Annotated in this window: 20 protein-coding genes; 6 read left to right on the top strand and 14 right to left on the bottom strand. The window is 66.3% G+C overall.

The features are described from left to right. Nucleotides 1-38: 38 nt before the first annotated feature. Genes BM075_RS07495 through rsxA form a run of 7 tightly spaced genes read right to left on the bottom strand, consistent with a single transcriptional unit; the run spans nt 39 to nt 5,544 of the window. Entirely contained in the window at nt 39-305 is a 267-nt protein-coding gene (locus BM075_RS07495; RefSeq protein ID WP_093360054.1) for an RnfH family protein, read from the bottom strand. After that, complete coding sequence (locus BM075_RS07490; RefSeq protein ID WP_093360053.1) at nt 302-1,033, bottom strand: electron transport complex subunit E; 732 nt, start codon at nt 1,031-1,033, stop codon at nt 302-304. The genes BM075_RS07495 and BM075_RS07490 overlap by 4 nt, the downstream gene beginning before the upstream one ends. Then, nucleotides 1,033-1,752, bottom strand: a complete 720-nt coding sequence (gene rsxG, locus BM075_RS07485; RefSeq protein ID WP_245758773.1) for an electron transport complex subunit RsxG — start codon at nt 1,750-1,752, stop codon at nt 1,033-1,035. Before rsxG ends, BM075_RS07490 begins: the two co-directional genes overlap by 1 nt. Continuing rightward, the gene (locus BM075_RS07480; RefSeq protein ID WP_093360052.1) at nt 1,749-2,831 is read right to left on the bottom strand and encodes an RnfABCDGE type electron transport complex subunit D; all 1,083 of its coding nucleotides are present in this window, start codon (nt 2,829-2,831) and stop codon (nt 1,749-1,751) included. The genes rsxG and BM075_RS07480 overlap by 4 nt, the downstream gene beginning before the upstream one ends. Continuing rightward, nucleotides 2,828-4,375 carry an electron transport complex subunit RsxC gene (gene rsxC / locus BM075_RS07475; RefSeq protein WP_093360051.1) on the bottom strand — a complete coding sequence of 516 codons (1,548 nt, stop codon included), beginning with the start codon at nt 4,373-4,375 and terminating at the stop codon, nt 2,828-2,830. The genes BM075_RS07480 and rsxC overlap by 4 nt, the downstream gene beginning before the upstream one ends. 12 nt (nt 4,376-4,387) lie before the next feature. Then, nucleotides 4,388-4,945: an RnfABCDGE type electron transport complex subunit B gene (locus tag BM075_RS07470; protein ID WP_093360050.1), complete on the bottom strand. Its 558-nt coding sequence runs from the start codon at nt 4,943-4,945 to the stop codon at nt 4,388-4,390. Nucleotides 4,946-4,962: 17 nt separating this feature from the next. Then, complete coding sequence (rsxA, locus tag BM075_RS07465; RefSeq protein WP_093360049.1) at nt 4,963-5,544, bottom strand: electron transport complex subunit RsxA; 582 nt, start codon at nt 5,542-5,544, stop codon at nt 4,963-4,965. Between the two features lie 500 nt (nt 5,545-6,044). Between rsxA and BM075_RS07460 the strand changes: the two genes are divergently transcribed. From BM075_RS07460 to BM075_RS07435, 6 genes are all read left to right on the top strand, one after another. Next, entirely contained in the window at nt 6,045-7,352 is a 1,308-nt protein-coding gene (locus BM075_RS07460) for an FprA family A-type flavoprotein (RefSeq protein WP_093360048.1), read from the top strand. 31 nt (nt 7,353-7,383) lie between these two features. Continuing rightward, the gene (locus BM075_RS07455) at nt 7,384-7,671 is read left to right on the top strand and encodes a 2Fe-2S iron-sulfur cluster-binding protein (protein WP_093360047.1); all 288 of its coding nucleotides are present in this window, start codon (nt 7,384-7,386) and stop codon (nt 7,669-7,671) included. A gap of 108 nt (nt 7,672-7,779) precedes the next feature. Beyond that, on the top strand, nt 7,780-7,977 hold the full coding sequence (locus BM075_RS07450; protein ID WP_093360046.1) for a 4Fe-4S binding protein: 198 nt from the start codon (nt 7,780-7,782) through the stop codon (nt 7,975-7,977). Next, nucleotides 7,974-8,444, top strand: coding sequence for a SoxR reducing system RseC family protein (locus BM075_RS07445; RefSeq protein WP_093360045.1), 471 nt, complete (start codon nt 7,974-7,976; stop codon nt 8,442-8,444). The genes BM075_RS07450 and BM075_RS07445 overlap by 4 nt, the downstream gene beginning before the upstream one ends. Beyond that, complete coding sequence (locus BM075_RS07440) at nt 8,441-9,538, top strand: FAD:protein FMN transferase (protein WP_093360044.1); 1,098 nt, start codon at nt 8,441-8,443, stop codon at nt 9,536-9,538. Before BM075_RS07445 ends, BM075_RS07440 begins: the two co-directional genes overlap by 4 nt. 173 nt (nt 9,539-9,711) lie before the next feature. Next, nucleotides 9,712-10,740 carry an FAD-dependent oxidoreductase gene (locus BM075_RS07435; RefSeq protein ID WP_093360043.1) on the top strand — a complete coding sequence of 343 codons (1,029 nt, stop codon included), beginning with the start codon at nt 9,712-9,714 and terminating at the stop codon, nt 10,738-10,740. An 88-nt stretch (nt 10,741-10,828) separates the two neighbouring features. Here BM075_RS07435 and BM075_RS07430 read toward each other — a convergent pair whose 3' ends face one another. From BM075_RS07430 to nifW, 7 genes are all read right to left on the bottom strand, one after another. Continuing rightward, the gene (locus BM075_RS07430; RefSeq protein ID WP_093360042.1) at nt 10,829-11,368 is read right to left on the bottom strand and encodes a peroxiredoxin; all 540 of its coding nucleotides are present in this window, start codon (nt 11,366-11,368) and stop codon (nt 10,829-10,831) included. Between the two features lie 69 nt (nt 11,369-11,437). Next, the gene (locus tag BM075_RS07425) at nt 11,438-11,806 is read right to left on the bottom strand and encodes a 2Fe-2S iron-sulfur cluster-binding protein (protein WP_093360041.1); all 369 of its coding nucleotides are present in this window, start codon (nt 11,804-11,806) and stop codon (nt 11,438-11,440) included. Nucleotides 11,807-12,021: 215 nt separating this feature from the next. After that, nucleotides 12,022-13,299: an RNA polymerase factor sigma-54 gene (gene rpoN, locus BM075_RS07420; RefSeq protein WP_093360040.1), complete on the bottom strand. Its 1,278-nt coding sequence runs from the start codon at nt 13,297-13,299 to the stop codon at nt 12,022-12,024. Between the two features lie 35 nt (nt 13,300-13,334). Then, nucleotides 13,335-14,033, bottom strand: coding sequence for an ATP-binding cassette domain-containing protein (locus BM075_RS07415; RefSeq protein ID WP_093360039.1), 699 nt, complete (start codon nt 14,031-14,033; stop codon nt 13,335-13,337). Then, nucleotides 14,030-14,725 carry a molybdate ABC transporter permease subunit gene (gene modB / locus BM075_RS07410; protein WP_093360038.1) on the bottom strand — a complete coding sequence of 232 codons (696 nt, stop codon included), beginning with the start codon at nt 14,723-14,725 and terminating at the stop codon, nt 14,030-14,032. The genes BM075_RS07415 and modB overlap by 4 nt, the downstream gene beginning before the upstream one ends. Next, complete coding sequence (gene modA / locus BM075_RS07405) at nt 14,722-15,510, bottom strand: molybdate ABC transporter substrate-binding protein (RefSeq protein WP_093360037.1); 789 nt, start codon at nt 15,508-15,510, stop codon at nt 14,722-14,724. The genes modB and modA overlap by 4 nt, the downstream gene beginning before the upstream one ends. A 24-nt stretch (nt 15,511-15,534) precedes the next feature. Further along, on the bottom strand, nt 15,535-15,882 hold the full coding sequence (nifW, locus tag BM075_RS07400) for a nitrogenase stabilizing/protective protein NifW (protein WP_093360036.1): 348 nt from the start codon (nt 15,880-15,882) through the stop codon (nt 15,535-15,537). Between the last annotated feature and the right edge of the window lie 5 nt (nt 15,883-15,887).

The following is a 15,887-nucleotide window of genomic DNA, read 5'->3' as shown; positions in this document are numbered from 1 at the left end:
AATGACGATGCAGACCGCAGGCGGGGTCGCCCAGCGTGTCAGCCACGCGTGTCCTTGCGGTCCAGCAACTCGGCCTCCGGGTGGATCGGACGATAGATCTCTACCCTGTCGCCGTCGTTGACCGTAGCCGACAGCTTGGAGACCGTGCCGAAAATCCCGACCTTGTTGGTCTCCAGGTCGATCTCCGGAAATTGCTTCAAAAGCCCCGAGAGCTCGATCACCTCCTGCACTGTGGCCCCATCCGGGACCTCCATCTTGATCCAGACCTGCGCCGATTGCTTGGCAAATGCGATACCGACATTCATCCTGCCGTCCCTTCTCCTGCGTCCGGCTGCAGCACGCCCGCCGCCGTGAAAATTCGCTCTCCACCGCCGGATGGCGCAGGCTCATCACGTGATCGATTGCGAGAATCGACAAGCGATTTCAGCGCGAGGAGCATTCCCAGCATGACGAACCCCCCCGGCGGCAGGATCAGCATCAGGAAGCCGTCGTAGTTCGGAATCACGGTCATTTCGAGAAAGCCGAACCGCTTGCCCAACAGGACGGACGCATTGGCGAAGAGCGTACCGGACCCGAGGATTTCCCGCGCCGCCCCCAGAACCACCAGCGCCGCGGTGAAGCCAAGGCCCATCATCAGGCCGTCGAAGGCCGCTGCCGGCGCCGTGTTGCGGCAGGCAAAGGATTCGGCCCGGCCCAGAATGGCACAGTTGGTCACGATCAGGGGGATGAAGAGGCCCAGGACCTTGTGCAGATCGTGCAGCCAAGCGTTGAGCGCCATATCCACCACCGTCACGATGCAGGCGATGACAAGCACGAAAGCCGGAATTCGGATTTCCGGCGTGATGAGGTTGCGCAACAGCGATACGGCGATCCCCGAAATCACCATGACTGCCAGAGTTGCAAGCCCCATGCCCAACCCGTTGGTCGCCGTACCGGTGACCGCAAGCAGCGGACAAAGCGCCAAGAGCTGTCCGAAGACGATGTTATTGTCCCACAGCCCGTTTCGGGCGATCTTTGCGTAGTCGGAGGCCATCAGCCCGTCTCCTCGCTCGAAGGGTCGTCCAGTGGTGCGAGCATCTCGGCGCGGTTGCGTTCGAACAACTCCAATCCCTCGCGAATGGCACCCACCACGCCACGGGGTGTGATGGTGGCGCCGGAGAACTGGTCGAAGACGCCGCCGTCCCGCTGGACGTTCCAGTCAGCTGGGGCCGGATCGGTAAGGGACAGTCCGGTGAAGCCCAAAATCCAGTCGGACTTCGCCACCTCGATCTTGTCGCCCAGCCCAGGCGTCTCGGAATGGGACAGCACGCGGACGCCGAGCAATTCGCCCTCGGTATCGATCCCCATCAGCACTTGGATGCGGCCGCCATAGCCGTAGCCCGTCATTTCATAGGCCACGCCTGTCACGGCGCCGTCCTTCACCGCCCGGTAGACTGTCACCGGCCCAGCTTCCGGATCGTGCAAGTCCAGCAAATGTGCCGTCAGCGCTTCGTTATGGATTTCCTCCGGCACCACCTGCGCCAGGGATGCCCGCAGGTCCTCCGCCGACCGCTGAGCGATCGAGCCGCGCGTCACGTCGTCGACGACAGACAGAGCGAGCGCGGTGCAGAGCGAGAATGCGCCGAGAAGAAGTCCATGGGACACCGGCCATTCCCGAAGCGTTTCGGAGACCCTGTTTCGTGCGGCACGCGGTGCAGACGGGGCGGAATGGCACGCGTCACTGGCGGGCGCCGTCATCGTTTCGTCGCTCATGGGCGCCCTCCCTGCGGGATCTCCAAGGGGCGGCCCTTGCGGTCGCGCCCGAAGATGCGCGGCCGGGTCCAGGTGTCGATCAGCGGGGTGCAGGCGTTCATCAGCAGCACGGCGAATGCAGCCCCTTCGGGAAAAGCGCCCCACGTGCGGATGAGCACGATCAGCAGCCCCGTTCCCGCGCCATAGACGAGTTGGCCAAGCCCAGAAATCGGCGATGTGACGTAGTCGGTTGCGATGAAGAAGGCGCAGAGCATCAGACCGCCGGACGTCAGATGCCAGAGCGGCGAGGCGAAGGTTGCCGGATCGATCAGGTGCAGACCGCCGGACAGGGCGGCGACCGAGCCGAGCACGGCGACGGGGGTCTGCCAGCGGATGACCCGCATCGCGATGAGCAGCAGGCCACCCCCGAGCAGAAGCAACGCGCTGGTCTCTCCCAGGCTGCCGGCAACGTGTCCGAAGAACAGGCTTTTGAGCGCGGCGGTCTCTGGCATGATGTCCGTCAGGGTGCGCCCGCCGTCCAAACCGGCGGACACGAAGCCGAGGGTGGTTGCGCCGCTGACCGCATCGATATTGCCGCCGCCGCCAAAGGTGATCACCATCGCCTCGGCCAGACCCGGCGCACCGGGCGCGCCCATCGGGTCCGGCAGGACCCAGATGGTCATGGGCACCGGCAAGGCGATCAGGAGCATGGCACGCGCTACCATCGCCGGATTGAACAGGTTCTGCCCAAGGCCGCCGTAAACGTGCTTGCCGATGACGATGGCGATGAAGGCGCCGACCGTGCCCACCCACCACGGCGCCCAGGGCGGCAGTGTCATCGCCAACAGCCAGCCAGTTAGCGCCGCCGAGCCGTCGAACAGGAACCGCGGCACCGGTCGCCCGGCGATGGCGAGGCACAGTCCCTCGAAGACCAGCGCGCTCAGCACCGTGACGGAGAACAGCAGAATCGCCGGCCAGCCGAACTGGTAGAAGCCCAGGCAGGTTGCGGGCGTCAGGCACGCCATGACCGACGCCATCGTTTCGGCGACCGAGAACTTGGAATGGGCATGGGGCCCGCTGACAATGGCCTGCGGAATCATTCGGCAGCCTCCTGCGGATTGGGTCTGGCCGCTCCAGCCTCCGCAGCCGCCTCAGCCTCCCGCTTTTTCTTGGCGGCCATTTCCGCCTTCCGTTTGGCCATGGCGGCGCGTTTCTTCTCCGCGATGGCGTCCATGCGGGCCGTGCGTGCTGCTGCGAGGCGTTTCGTCTCCTCCTGTTGGTGCTTCTGGCTCTGTTTCACGGCCAGCCGTCCGAGAGCGTAGTTGAAGCCCTGCACGAGCTGGATGTTGGAGGGACAGTTGAACGAGCAGGAGCCGCAGGAGATGCAGTCCGGCAGGCCGAGATCGACCGCGCCGTCAAGGTCGTCGGCCTGGATACGCGCGTGCATTTCCATCGGCATCAGCCCGCAGGGGCAAACCTTCACGCAGCCGCCGCAGCGGATGCAGGGCATTTCCGCGCGCGGCCGCGTTTCGGTCCGCATCAGTGCCAGGATGCCGCTGGTGCCCTTGATGACCGGTACCCGCAGGCTCAGAATCGGCAGGCCCATCATCGGGCCGCCCAGCAGCAACCGGTCGGGCTCTCCCGTCAGGCCGCCGCATTGTTTGAGGATGTCGGAGACCGGCGTGCCGATCAGTGCCTCAACGTTCGCGGGGCGCTTCACACCCTGTCCGGAGACGGTCATCACCCGCGAGATCAGGGGCTCGCCGTAGCGCACCGCCTTGTGAACGGCGTAGGCCGTGGCGACGTTGTGGACCAAAACGCCAAGTTCGGCCGTACGGGCGCGCGCCGGCACCTCCAGGCCCGTCACCGCCTTGACCAGATGCTGGGCTGAGCCCATCGGGTAGAGGGTCGGCACCTTCGTCACCCGCGCCTCCGGCCCGATGGCGAAGGTGTGGCGCCGCATGGCCTCGATTGCTTCGGGCTTGTTGGCCTCGATGGCGATGATGACCTTCTTAACCCCGACCGCCCTGGCGAGGATGCGGATTCCGTCGGCGATCTCTTCGGCGCGCTCGCGCAGGAGGCGGTCGTCGCAGGTGAGATAGGGCTCGCATTCGGAGCCGTTGATGACCAGTGTGTGCAGATCGTAACGCTCGCGCTGGTTGAGCTTCACCGCCGCGGGGAAGACCGCGCCGCCCATGCCGACGATGCCGGCTTCCATCACACGCTCCGCGATCTCGTTCGGGTCAGCGTCCTCCGGCCGAAGGCGGGGCATCCGCGGGCCCCACTCGTCCTTCCCATCCGGCCGTATCGTGATCGTTGCGACCGGCAGTCCGGACGGGTGTGGCGCCGCGAAATGGCCGACCGCGATTACCCGCCCGGACGTTGGCGCGTGCACGTTGGCCGAAATCGCGCCCCGGGCCTTGCCGATCAACTGGCCCTTCAGCACCCGGTCGTCGCGCTTGACCAGCGCAACCGCCTCGGCGCCCACATGCTGTTGCAGCGGCACCCGGATCAACGACGGCAGCGGCATTTGCTCTATGGCACTCTGCGCGGACAGGTATTTCCGCGTCTCCGGATGTATCCCGCCGCGAATGGCAAAAATGTCGGAGGTCCGTTTCAGGGCGGCAAGTGAGAAAAGCTTCATGGAATGGTGTCCCTAAGCGGCCGTCCCGACGGTGCCGCCGGGCTTGGGCCAGTGCCAGTTTCGCAAGGTGCGCGGCTTGCTGCGCAGGATGATCGCCTCGGTCGGGCAGACCTCCATGCAAGCCTCGCAGCCGGTGCAGGCATCGTTGATAACGGTATGGATCTGCTTGGCCGCGCCGACGATGGCGTCGGTCGGGCAACGCTTGAAGCACTTGGTGCAGCCGGTGCAGTGATCCTCGAAGACAAAGGCGACCATCGGCTCCGTTTCGGCGAGGCTGGACAGGTCGGCGACCCCGCCGCCGCACTCCGGCCCGGCAACCTCGACCAGTTGCATCGCAACATCGCGCCCTCCCGGCGGGCAGAGCGTGACCGGCGCATCGCCTGCGGCCACCGCTTCGGCTGCCCCACGACATCCGGCGAACCCACACTGACCGCAGTTCGTGCCGGGCAGGATCTTCTCGATCTCGTCGACGATGGCTGGGGAATCCACGTGGAAGCGGCGCGCGGCGATGCCGAGGATCGTGCCGAAACCGACACCCAGGGCAGTCATGGTAGCAAGGGCTTGGATCACGGAATGTCTCCTTGGCGTCAGTTGGCGACGAGGCCGGCAAAGCCCATGAAGGCCATGGACAGCAGACCAGCGGTGATGAAGCCAACCGGCGGTCCCTGGAACGGGCCCGGCACTGCCATGCGCGCCAGCCGTTCGCGCTGGCCGGCGAAGATTACCAGTACGAGCGTGAACCCTGCCGCCGAGCCGAAGCCGTAAAGCAAGCTCTCAGCGAATGAGTGGTTCCCCTGCACGTTGAGCAGCGCCACGCCGAGCACGGCGCAGTTGGTGGTGATGAGCGGCAAGTAGATACCAAGCGCGCGATAGAGCGTTGGGGAGACCTTGCGAATGACCATCTCGGTGAATTGCACGATGGCGGCGATGACGAGGATGAAACTGAGGATGCGCAGGAAGCCCAGGTCGAGCGGCACCAGGATCAGCGCTTCGATGACCCAACTCGCCGCGGCGGCAAGCGTCAGCACGAAGGTGGTCGCCAGACCCATCCCGATGGCGGCATCGACCCGCCGGGACACGCCCATGAACGGGCAAAGGCCGAGGAACTTCACCAACACCACGTTATTCACCAGCGCAGTGCCAAGCAGGATGACCAGGTAATGTTCCATTGCGTCGCTCCGCGGATCTTCGGCCACTGGCACCCCTCGCGGGACGGGTCCGGCGTCGGCCGGACGGCGAGGCGGGGCTCATCGGATAGGAAGCAACCGCCGTGCCATCCTGCGGCGGGCGACCGGTCTGATGCCCGCCGCGCAAGACGGCAGAGGCGGGCGGGACGGCGCAGAACGGTCCCTCAGGCAGGACCATGCTAAGCCGTTTCCGCCGCGCGCGCGTTCCTTCCCCCGCATTGTCAGGTGAAAGACTCGGCCTTCCGCGTGCCTCCCCGCGCCTACTGCCCCGGCGCGGGCGGCTCGAGGGGCAAGGTCGCGTTTGCGACAATTGTCGGAGCGTTGTCGGGAGGGTGGAGCGCAACTTCGCCCCGGAGCACCGCCTCAGCTCACAGATCGACCTGTCCCCACGCATGGCATGATCGTTGCTTCACATCGCCTGTGAGGTCCCATTCCGTCGTGGTGGGCCAAAGGTTGCAGTCGTGAGACGAAGGAAGCTCATCGTGCCAGCCCATGAACTTCGCTCCAACGCCGCGCGCGGCACCGCGCGTGTTCCGGCAGTGGGCGCGCCTGTTGCCGTTGCTGATCGCGTTTCGTGGATTGGCGCATTCGATCCGCACTTGCGAAGCTTTGACATCATCCTGCGGACGGCCAACGGCACCACCTACAATGCCTATGCCGTGCGGGGCAGTGACGGTGTGGCGATCGTCGATACCGTCAAGCAGGAATTCACGGAGACCTTCCTGCGCAATCTGGAATCCGTCGCCTCATACGACGAAATCACGACACTGGTCCTCAATCATCTTGAGCCAGACCACACGGGCGCCGTGCCCGAACTGCTCCGCCGGGCGCCCCACCTCAACATTTGCGTTTCTCCGCGCGGGGTGCAGGTGTTGCGCGCGTTGCTGAAGGACCGGTTTGAAGACTATTCAGTGACGGTCGTGCGCACCGGCGACACCGTCTCCCTCGGGGACCGCACCCTTCGATTTCTGACCACGCCATACGTTCACTGGCCGGATACCCAGTGCACCTACCTCGAAGAGCAGGACTTGCTTTTCACCTGCGACCTTCTTGGCTGCCATTTCTGCGACGAGCGGCTGTTCAACGATCAGGTCGGCGACTTCCGGTTTTCCTTCGAATACTACTTCGATCACATCATGCGGCCGTTCAAAGGCTACGTCGTCGAGGCGCTGGACCTGATCGAGCCGCTGGAAATCGAGATGATCGCGCCGGGCCACGGGCCGATCCTCCGGGCCCACCCCCGCGAATATATCGCCCACTACCGCCGTCTGGTAACCTCCCGGCTCGCCAGCGAGGTGGGCGGGCAAAAGACGTTGCTGATCTTCTACCTCAGCGCCTATGGCGCGACCTCGCAGATGGCTTCAGCCGTCTATGAGGGCGCGGCGGAGAACGCGGGCGTCCGGGTGTCGCTCTTCGATCTTCAGGTCGGCGAGGTGACCCCGTTCGTCGACCTGATCGAGGAGGCCGACGGTCTCGCCTTCGGTACGCCGACCATCAACGGCGACGCGGTCAAGACGGTTTGGGACCTGCTGGCGGGCCTCGTGGATATCGACACCAAGGGAAAACTCGGCGCCGCCTTCGGCTCCTACGGCTGGACAGGCGAGGCGGTGGCAATGGTGGAAGCCCGCCTTCAAGGGCTGAAGATGCGCGTCCCCGAAAAGGGCCTGAAGATCAAGCTGCACCCGACCGAGGAGGAACTTGACGCGTGCCGGGACTTCGGCCGCCGCCTGGCCGCCCAACTGACCGGGCAAGCGGGCCCCCGCGAGATCGACTTCGCGGATCTCCAATGAACCGGCGTCAAGCAACCACAAGGAGCCCGACATGGCCCATGCAAAACTGACCTTTGATGACGTGGCGCTCACCGTGAATGTCCCCTCGGGCACCCGGATCATCGAGATCTCGGAAAAGATCGGCTCCGGGATCACCTACGGCTGCCGCGAGGGCGAATGCGGCACCTGCCTGACCCGCGTGGTGGAGGGGCAGGAGAACCTGTCGGAGCCATCGGTCCTCGAGCAGCGCGTGCTGAAAGAAAACCTCGCGGGCCAGAATGACCGCCTGGCCTGTCAATGCCAGGTGCTGGGCGGCGACATCAGGGTCCGCCCGGCCTGATCGGACGGCACCCAACCCCGGGGCGTCCTCAGTCCCCTCCCAGGATCCGGGCGCCGAGCCGCTCTCCGCGCCAAGCGGCGGGCATTCAAAAAGCGAAAGGAAATCCGAATGGCTATGCAAATCATGGGCGATCTCTGCACAGCGTGTAACGACTGCGAACCGGTCTGCCCGACCGGCGCGATCTTTCCCAAGAAAGGGGTCTTTACGATCAACGCGGCGATTTGCACGGAGTGTGAGCCCGATCATGACATCCCCCAGTGTGTGAGCGTCTGCATGGAAGACGGCTGCATCGTCCCGGCGGAATGACCCCCTCCGGTCTCGACGAGTCCGACGCCCTCTTGCGCCGGCGGCTGCGGGTTGCCGGTTGGGAGGACGGTGAGGCCATCCTGGCGGGGAAACGCGCCTCCGCCTGCGTTCACTGCTCGGCCCGGTTGGGGTGTGGTGCGGGCGCGCTGGCGGAGATGGTCGGGGGGACGCAGAAGGTGCGCTTGCCGTCCGCCATGCCGCTCGCGCCGGGCGACGAGGTAGTGGTGGCGATGGAGAGCGGTGCCTTTCTCGGGGCCGCGATCCGCGCCTACCTGCTGCCGCCGGCCGCCCTGGCGGCAACGGCGATGGCCTCGCTCGCAGCCGGCCTGCCGGATGCAGCCACGGCTGCACTTTGCATTCCGGCACTGGCCCTGTCCTTCCTGCCCCTTGCGCGGGCCGACCGCCGCGAGCGCCAGCGCGCGAACATGCGCATCGAGGGTCGGATCGGGGAGGAGGGTGCGCTATGACGCGAGCGGGCAGGGGGACAGCGCTGCTCGCCGCGCTCTGTGTCGCGCTCGTGATCGGCGTCACTGGGGTGGGGCGCGCCAGCCGGCCCGCGCCGGTACACAGCGAAACGCTTTACGTCTTCGGGACCCTCGTCGAGGTCGTGATCGAGGGCGTTCCCGAAGCCAAGGCGCGCGCAGCGACCGCTGCCCTCGAAAAGGAGTTCCGCCGTCTCCACCGGGACTGGCACGCTTGGGACCCGGGCGAATTGGGCCGGCTGAACGACGCCATTGCCCTCGGCCGGACGATGGAGGTTTCGGACGATCTGGCGGACGTTCTGCGTCAGGGCAAAGCACTCTCGGAGGCGAGCGGCGGGCTGTTCGAGCCCGCCATCGGCGCCCTCATTGCCCTGTGGGGCTTTCACGACGACCTGCCTCCCGACGGCCCATTGCCTGATCCGGGCAGGATTGCGGAGCTGCGCGAAGCGCGCCCGCGCATGGCGGATCTTCGGTTCGACGGCAACCGCGTCTGGTCGGTCAACCCAGCGGTGCGGCTCGATCTCGGTGGCTACGCCAAGGGTGCGGCACTCGATCTTGCCGCCGCGCGGCTGACGGATGAGGGGATCAACAATGCGGTGCTCAACGCCGGTGGGGACATCAACGTGATCGGCACCCGCGGCGCGCGGGAATGGCGGCTGGCGATCCGCGATCCGTTCGGCTGGGGGGCCGTGGCGGCGCTGTCGGTTCACCCCGGCGAGGCCGTTTACACCTCCGGTAATTATGAACGGTTCCTGGAGCACGACGGGGCGCGATTTTCCCACATCCTCGACCCCCGAACCGGATGGCCCGTGGGCGACATCGTCTCCGCCACGGTGCTCGACACCAACGGGGCGCGGGCGGATGCCGCCGCGACCGCTCTCAGCGTCGCCGGGCTGGAGCAATGGGGTGCGACCGCCGTCGCCATGGGGATCGAGGCGGCCCTGCTGATCGACCGCGAGGGCCGCATGTACGCGACGCCCGCGATGGCCGAGCGACTTGAGCTGCCTCCCGGTGGGAGCGCCGACCAAGCCCTGCGCTTGACTGTTTTAGAGCTTCCTCGGCCCGGAGGGGCGCTATGAGCGTGAATGGAGCCGCCGCTTGCGGGCGTGCCGAACCTGTTATCCATGCTCCCCGCAGTCGCTTCGGCGGTCGGATGGATGGCACGGCCATTGCTTTGTTTTCACGAGGCACTCTGGCCCCCGGGGCATTCGCCATCGCGGCCCCCCACAAGACGTCTGACTGAGAGGTAGCCATGAAGGACCTGACCCGCCGCCATTTTCTGGGACACTCGCTTGCCGGAGGTGTAGCGCTCGCCACCGCCGGACTAGTCGCAACCGCCGGGGCGGGTGAGCCCAGCCTGATCATCGGCGGCGGCCCTGCGGGTGCGGCAACGGCGCTGGCGATCCGCGCCGCCCGCCCGGAAGCGCGTGTGACGCTCGTCGAACGCGACCCCACCCGCTTGGCGGGGAACGTCGACGCCCCGGCCGCGCTCATGCGCCCATCCGCCGTCGGTTACGGTGCGCTGGCGCAGGCCGGCGTCGGTATCGTGATCGACGAGGTTGTCGGCCTCGACTGGCGAAACCGCCGGCTGGAGCTTTTCAGCGGCCGGCGCCTCCCATTCGGAACCCTCGTCGTCGCTCCTGGCACCGCGCCCCGCGCGGAGGCCATCCCCGGCTTCGACGCCGTCGCTGGCCATCAATGGCCTGCCGTATGGGGCAGCGCGCGGGAGGCGCGGCGCTTTGCCGGGCAGCTCGCCGCTTTGCCGGAGAGGGGGCACGTCGTCCTCCGGCTCCCGGCAGACGCCGGTGGCAATCCCGATGAGGCGGCACGCCGCGCCCTGTACATTGCCCAAGACCTGGAGCGGAATCGGCCTGATGCGCGCCTTACCGTTCTGGACGCGGCAGAACAGTCCGAGACCGCTGCGACCTTTGCGGCCCTCCTGCCGGAAACCACACTCACGGCGAAGCGTGTCACCTGGTGCGGACCGGTTGAGGGGGGCACTGTGCTGGCCGTGGACACGCGCCGTGGGCGCCTGGAGACGCCCCTCGGCGCGGTGACCGCCGACGTTGTGAACTTCGTCACTCCGCGTCGCGCGGCAGCCATCGCGCACCTTGCGGGCCTCGCCGACGAAAGCGGCTGGTGCCCCTGCGCGCCGGATGGGCGGTCCGGCTTAAGACCCGCCGCTTTCGTGGTCGGCGACGCTCGCAAGGGCGCACGCCGGAGCGTTAGCGGGGCGCTGGAACAAGGCCGCGCCACGGCCCGCGCCTCGCTGATGGTGTGACAGTCCAAACCCCAGACACTCCCTCAGGAACGCGAACGGGGCCCCCTAGGGCCCCGAAGCTGTTGGCGGTTCGTTCTGACGGAGGAAATCACGCCGCTGCGGCGGTTTCCAGATAGGCCAGGATCGTCTCCGGGCTCGACTCGCCGTAGGGGTCGTCCGCACAGTTGTCCACGATGCCCGGCTCTTCGAACCAGGCCTCGATCACGCCATCGTCGACAACGGCCGCATAGCGCCAAGACCGCATACCGAACCCCAGATTGTCCTTCGCGACCAACATTCCCATCTTTCGGGTAAATTCGGCCGATCCGTCCGGGATCATGCCGATGGTGGTGATCCCCTGCATCTCCGCCCACTTGTTCATCGTGAAAGCGTCGTTCACCGATAGGCAATAGATCGCGTCGATCCCCGCCGCCTTGAAGCGCTCGACATTCATTTCGAACCCCGGCAACTGGTAGGTGGAGCACGTGGGGGTGAAAGCTCCGGGCAAGGCGAACAGGATCGCGCGTTTGCCGGCGAAGTAGTCGGCCGTGGTCAGATCCTGCCAGCGGTATGGGTTGGGGCCGCCGACGCTCTCATCGTACACACGGGTACGAAAGGTTACGTCAGGCAGCCGGAATCCTGTTTTCATCGATGGTCTCCTTGGTGTTGAAAGTCGGTTAAGTCGCGCGCCCCTGGAGCCTCCCGGGAGCGGGCGCTGTCAGGACCCGCCGGGTGTGCCGGTGAAGCGAATGCGCACCTCTTCGTCACGGGCGATGTACTGGCAGGCGAGCCGGTAGCGCGGCGGCATGTCTCTCACTTCCGCGTCGGCAATCTCCTCCGCCGTCACGACCTGAAGCTCCTTCAGCCGGGCCTTTTCCTTCTCTGTCAGAGCGATGCTCATCTTGGGCTTGTCGTCGATGTAGCTGACCTCGATCAGGCAGGAGCCGCAATTGCCATCGCGGCACTCGAACGGGATCGGAATCTGATGCTCTTCCGCAAGCGCCAGGATGGTCTTGGTGTCTCCGGCGACGGCGTAGATCGTCTTGTCCCGGTGCATGATGGGGGAGGTGAAAGTGATATTCGCCATATAAATGGATCCTCTCGGATATGTCTGCGAGGCGCTCCGGTCCAGGGCCCGCCCCAGTTTCGGCCGACAGGCACCCGCGCAAGCGCCTGCGGCTATGCCAAGCAAGCCCTGTGCCAAGGGAATTATGTAGGAAGATCATTGTTCTGTACGCCACCTGAGGGCGCGTGTCGCAAACCCGACAGTCCTTCTGTCGGCGTCCCGCAGCGGCCTAGGACTCAGGCGGCGTTCGGTTCCTTGCGCCGGGCGTAGGACGTGCCGATTCCGAGGATGCCACGAAACTTGGCGACGGTCCGGCGGGCGATCTTCACCCCTTGCTTGGCCGCAAGGTCGGCGATTTCGACGTCGCTCAGCGGGCGGGTTTTGTTCTCGCCATCGACGATCCGGCGCACGAGGTCCAGTACCGCGTCCTGCGAGGCCGTTTCACCCCCCGCGCCAGTCGGGAAGGCGCGGCTGAAGAACACCTTCAGGGGCAGCGCGCCGATGGGCGTATCAATCATCCGCCCGGCGATGGCGCGGCTGATGGTGCTGGGGTGCAGGTCCAGCACCTCCCCGATGTCGCTCAGCGAGAGCGGCTCCAGCGCGCCGGGGCCGCGCTCCAGAAAACCATGTTGGTGCGCGACGATGGCCGTGGCCGTCTGCAACAGCGTCGTCTGCCGCCGCAGCAACGTGCTGGCCAGCCACCGCGCTTCGGAGAGGGCGCGAGCGCGGAAGGCCCGGGCCTCCGCCTCGCCGCTTTGGACCGGCGTGGCGTTCGAGATCTCTATGGCGGGCAGGGTGGAGCGATTGAGTTCCACGCGCCAGTTCCCGTTTTCGCGCCGTGCGGTCAGGTCAGGCGGGAAGACCGGCGGGCGGTCGTCGTCGAAGCGCAGCCCCGGCTTCGGATCGAACTGGCGCAGCGTGGCCGCGATCTCCGGAATGTCCTCCGGTTCGCAGTCGCAGATGTCGGCCAGTTCCGCCGTCCGTCCCTCGGCGAGGAGTGGCAGGTTCTCGATCAGCGCCTGCAATTCCCAGGTCAGCAGGCCCTCCTCCTCGGCCTGAAGCATCAGGCATTCGGAAAGCGAGCGCGCGAAGATCCCCGTCGGCTCGAACGCTTGCATCCGTTTCAGCACCGATCCGGCCACGGTGACGGGGACGCCGCGCGCGAGGGCCACCGCCTCCAGGCTGACGGTCATCCAGCCGCTTGGCTCCAGGGCTTCGAGAAATCCATACGCGACTTCCCGCAGGCGCGGATCGGAAAACTCCAGGTCGATCTGCTCGGCAATATGAGCATAGAGGCTCGGTCCGTCGGCGCGCAGCGCCGCGATCCTGTCGAACTCTTCGCTCGATGCGCCGCTGCCGGGCAGGCGCAACTCCACGTAGGGGTTTTCAAGCGATTTTTCGGCCAGGAAGTCCGCGAGATCGGCGTTGTTCATTTGCAGGATGCGCAGGCTCGCCTGCATACGCTGGGTCATCACCAGCGTGGTGCGGGTCTCGAGCGTCTGGGCCAGTTGCATGCTGTCAGCCTTCCCGATCCGGTCCTTTCAAGGTTCTAGCCCGCCTTGAGCATATCGCTCGGCACAGCGGTGTGGCCACGCAGGTAGGGGCTGGGGTGGTGCGAAATGTCCGCGACTGCCCCATTGTTGAGCGTGACGACGATGTTTGCCAGCCGACGGATCTCTTCCGGGGCGTGGCTGATATAGATCATCGGCGTTCCCGTCTGGGCGTGGAGCGTCTCCAGAAGGCCGAGCACGTCTTCCCGCAGCGCCGGATCGAGCGCCGAGACCGGCTCGTCGAGCAGAAGCAGCCGCGGCTCGGCCATCAGGGCCCGCCCAATGGCAACGCGCTGCCGTTCGCCGCCGGACAACCGGCCGGGGCGTCGACCGAGCAGACCGGAGAGCCCGAGCGCCTCGGACAGGGATTCCAGACGTGCGGCCGCGCCGGGGCGGGCGCCATAAAGCAAGTTGCGCCGGACGCTCAGGTGCGGAAACAGCAGGCCATCCTGGAACACCAACCCGATGCCGCGCTGCGCCGGTGGCACGTCGATCCCCGCCGCGGAGTCGAAGAGCGTTCGGCCGTCTGCACGGATCACCCCTTCATCGGGCCGATCGTGCCCGGCGAGGATAGAAAACAACGAGCTTTTGCCCGATCCCGACGGGCCGATCAGGCCGCAAATGCCGCGGAAGGGGAGCGTGGCGTCGATGTCGAGGCGAAAGGCGCCCTGGCGTTTCGTGACACGGATTTCGATCATGTCTGCGGCTCCCAGGTCAATCGGCGGCCTATGGATTCGGAGGCGAGCAGCGCTGCGCCGGCAAGCAGGATGGACAGAACGCAAAGCCGCGCCGCGGCGGCGTCGGCCCCGGGTGTCTGAGTCACCGAGAAGAGCGCGAGCGGAAGCGTCTGTGTCTTGCCTGGGATATTGGCGGCAAGCGTGATCGTCGCGCCGAACTCTCCCACCGACCGTGCGAAGGCCAGCGTCATGCCGGTCAGGATACCGGGCGCCAGCAGCGGCAGTGTGACGGTCGCCATGATCCGCGCCTCCCCCGCGCCGAGGCTGCGGGCCGCTTTTTCGAGGCGGCGATCGGCGGCCTCCGCGGACTGGCGAATGGCCCGCAGCATCAGCGGAAAGGAAACCACAGCGCAGGCGATGACCACAGCCGTCGTGGAAAAGGCAAGGCGGATGCCAAAGAGTGCCTCCATCGGCCGCCCAATGGGTCCGTTACGCCCGAGGAGCAGCAAAAGGAGGTAACCCGTCACCACCGGCGGCAGGACCAGCGGCAAGTGAAGGGCGGCGTTGAGCATGGCGTGGCCGGGGAAGCGGCGGCGGGCAAGCAGCCAGCCCAACACGAGCGCGGGCGGCAGGGAGACCAGCACCGCCAGCACCGACGACCGAAGGCTGAGCGCGAGCGCCTGCCATTCCAACTCCGTCAGGCCCCAGGTCATGACCCGCCCTCGCCAATTGCTTCGAACCCGAAGGATTCGAACCCGGCCTCGCCCTCCGGTCCGGTGAGGTAACCGATCAGCGCTGCCGCGCCCTGAGGGTCGTCGCCCTGCGAGAGCGGGGCAATAAGGTAATGGATCGGCGGGTGGCTCTCGGCGGGGATCTCCGCTGCTACGGAGATGCCATCCACGCCGGTGGCATCGCTGCGATAGACGAGGCCGAGCGCCGCTTCGCCACTGGCGACGGCCGCGACCGTGGCGATGGTGTTGCGGGTGGGCAAAAGCGAAGGCGCCACGCTCGGCCAGAGGTCGAGAGTGACAAGCGCCTCGCGCCCGTATTGCCCCACCGGTGCAACGTCGGGATCAGCCACGGCAAAAAACTCCCCGGACAGGCGGTCGGCGAGGGCGTCCGGCGAGAGCTCAACCGACGGCGTGCCGGACGGTGCGATCAGGGCCAGCCGGTTGGAGATGAGGACTTGCACCGCCTCGGCCTGAACCAGCCCCTCTTCAACGAGGTATTGCATCCATTTGGGATTGGCGCTCACGAAAACGTCCGCGGGGGCGCCCTGGGCGATCTGCCGGGCGATGGTTCCCGATGCCCCGTAGGAAACGACCGCTACCTGTCCCCCCGCGTCCAGCGCGGCCTCGAGTGCCGCGCGGGTGGAGGCAGCGGCGAAGACCACGGGTTCCGCCACTGCAGAACCGACCCCCAGCAGCCCGAGCATCGAGAGCGTCGCGCCAAGCTGGGCGAAACGCATACGTCGGGGGAACACGGGCGGGGGTGTCATGGGGTTGTCACCTTGGGGCACCTGTCACTTGGCCGCCAGGCCGATCTGGTCGATGCTGACGAAACGCGCCGCGTGTTCTGCCGCCTTGTCGGTGAAGACCTTGAACACCTTTTCCTTGAGCGGTGTTGAGTCCACGAAATCCGTGTAGGCGCGCTTCAGGTGCTGGCGGGTGGCGAGGAAGATCTCCTCCTCGTCGTAGCCGGAGAAGTCGGTGCCACGCAGGTACTGGCCCATCCGCTTCATGATGTGCAGGCGGGAGACGTTCAGCACACCCTGTTCATAGGGCAGCAGCAGGTAGGTAAAGATGTCCTCCGCCGAGGACAGGCTGGCGATGTGCGCGATCACGCCGTTCTCTTCGTAACGCTTCGTCATTTGCT

Source organism: Tropicimonas isoalkanivorans (assembly GCF_900112335.1).
Taxonomy (GTDB): Bacteria; Pseudomonadota; Alphaproteobacteria; order Rhodobacterales; family Rhodobacteraceae; genus Tropicimonas; species Tropicimonas isoalkanivorans.
This window is presented reverse-complemented; position numbering and strand designations above follow the sequence as displayed.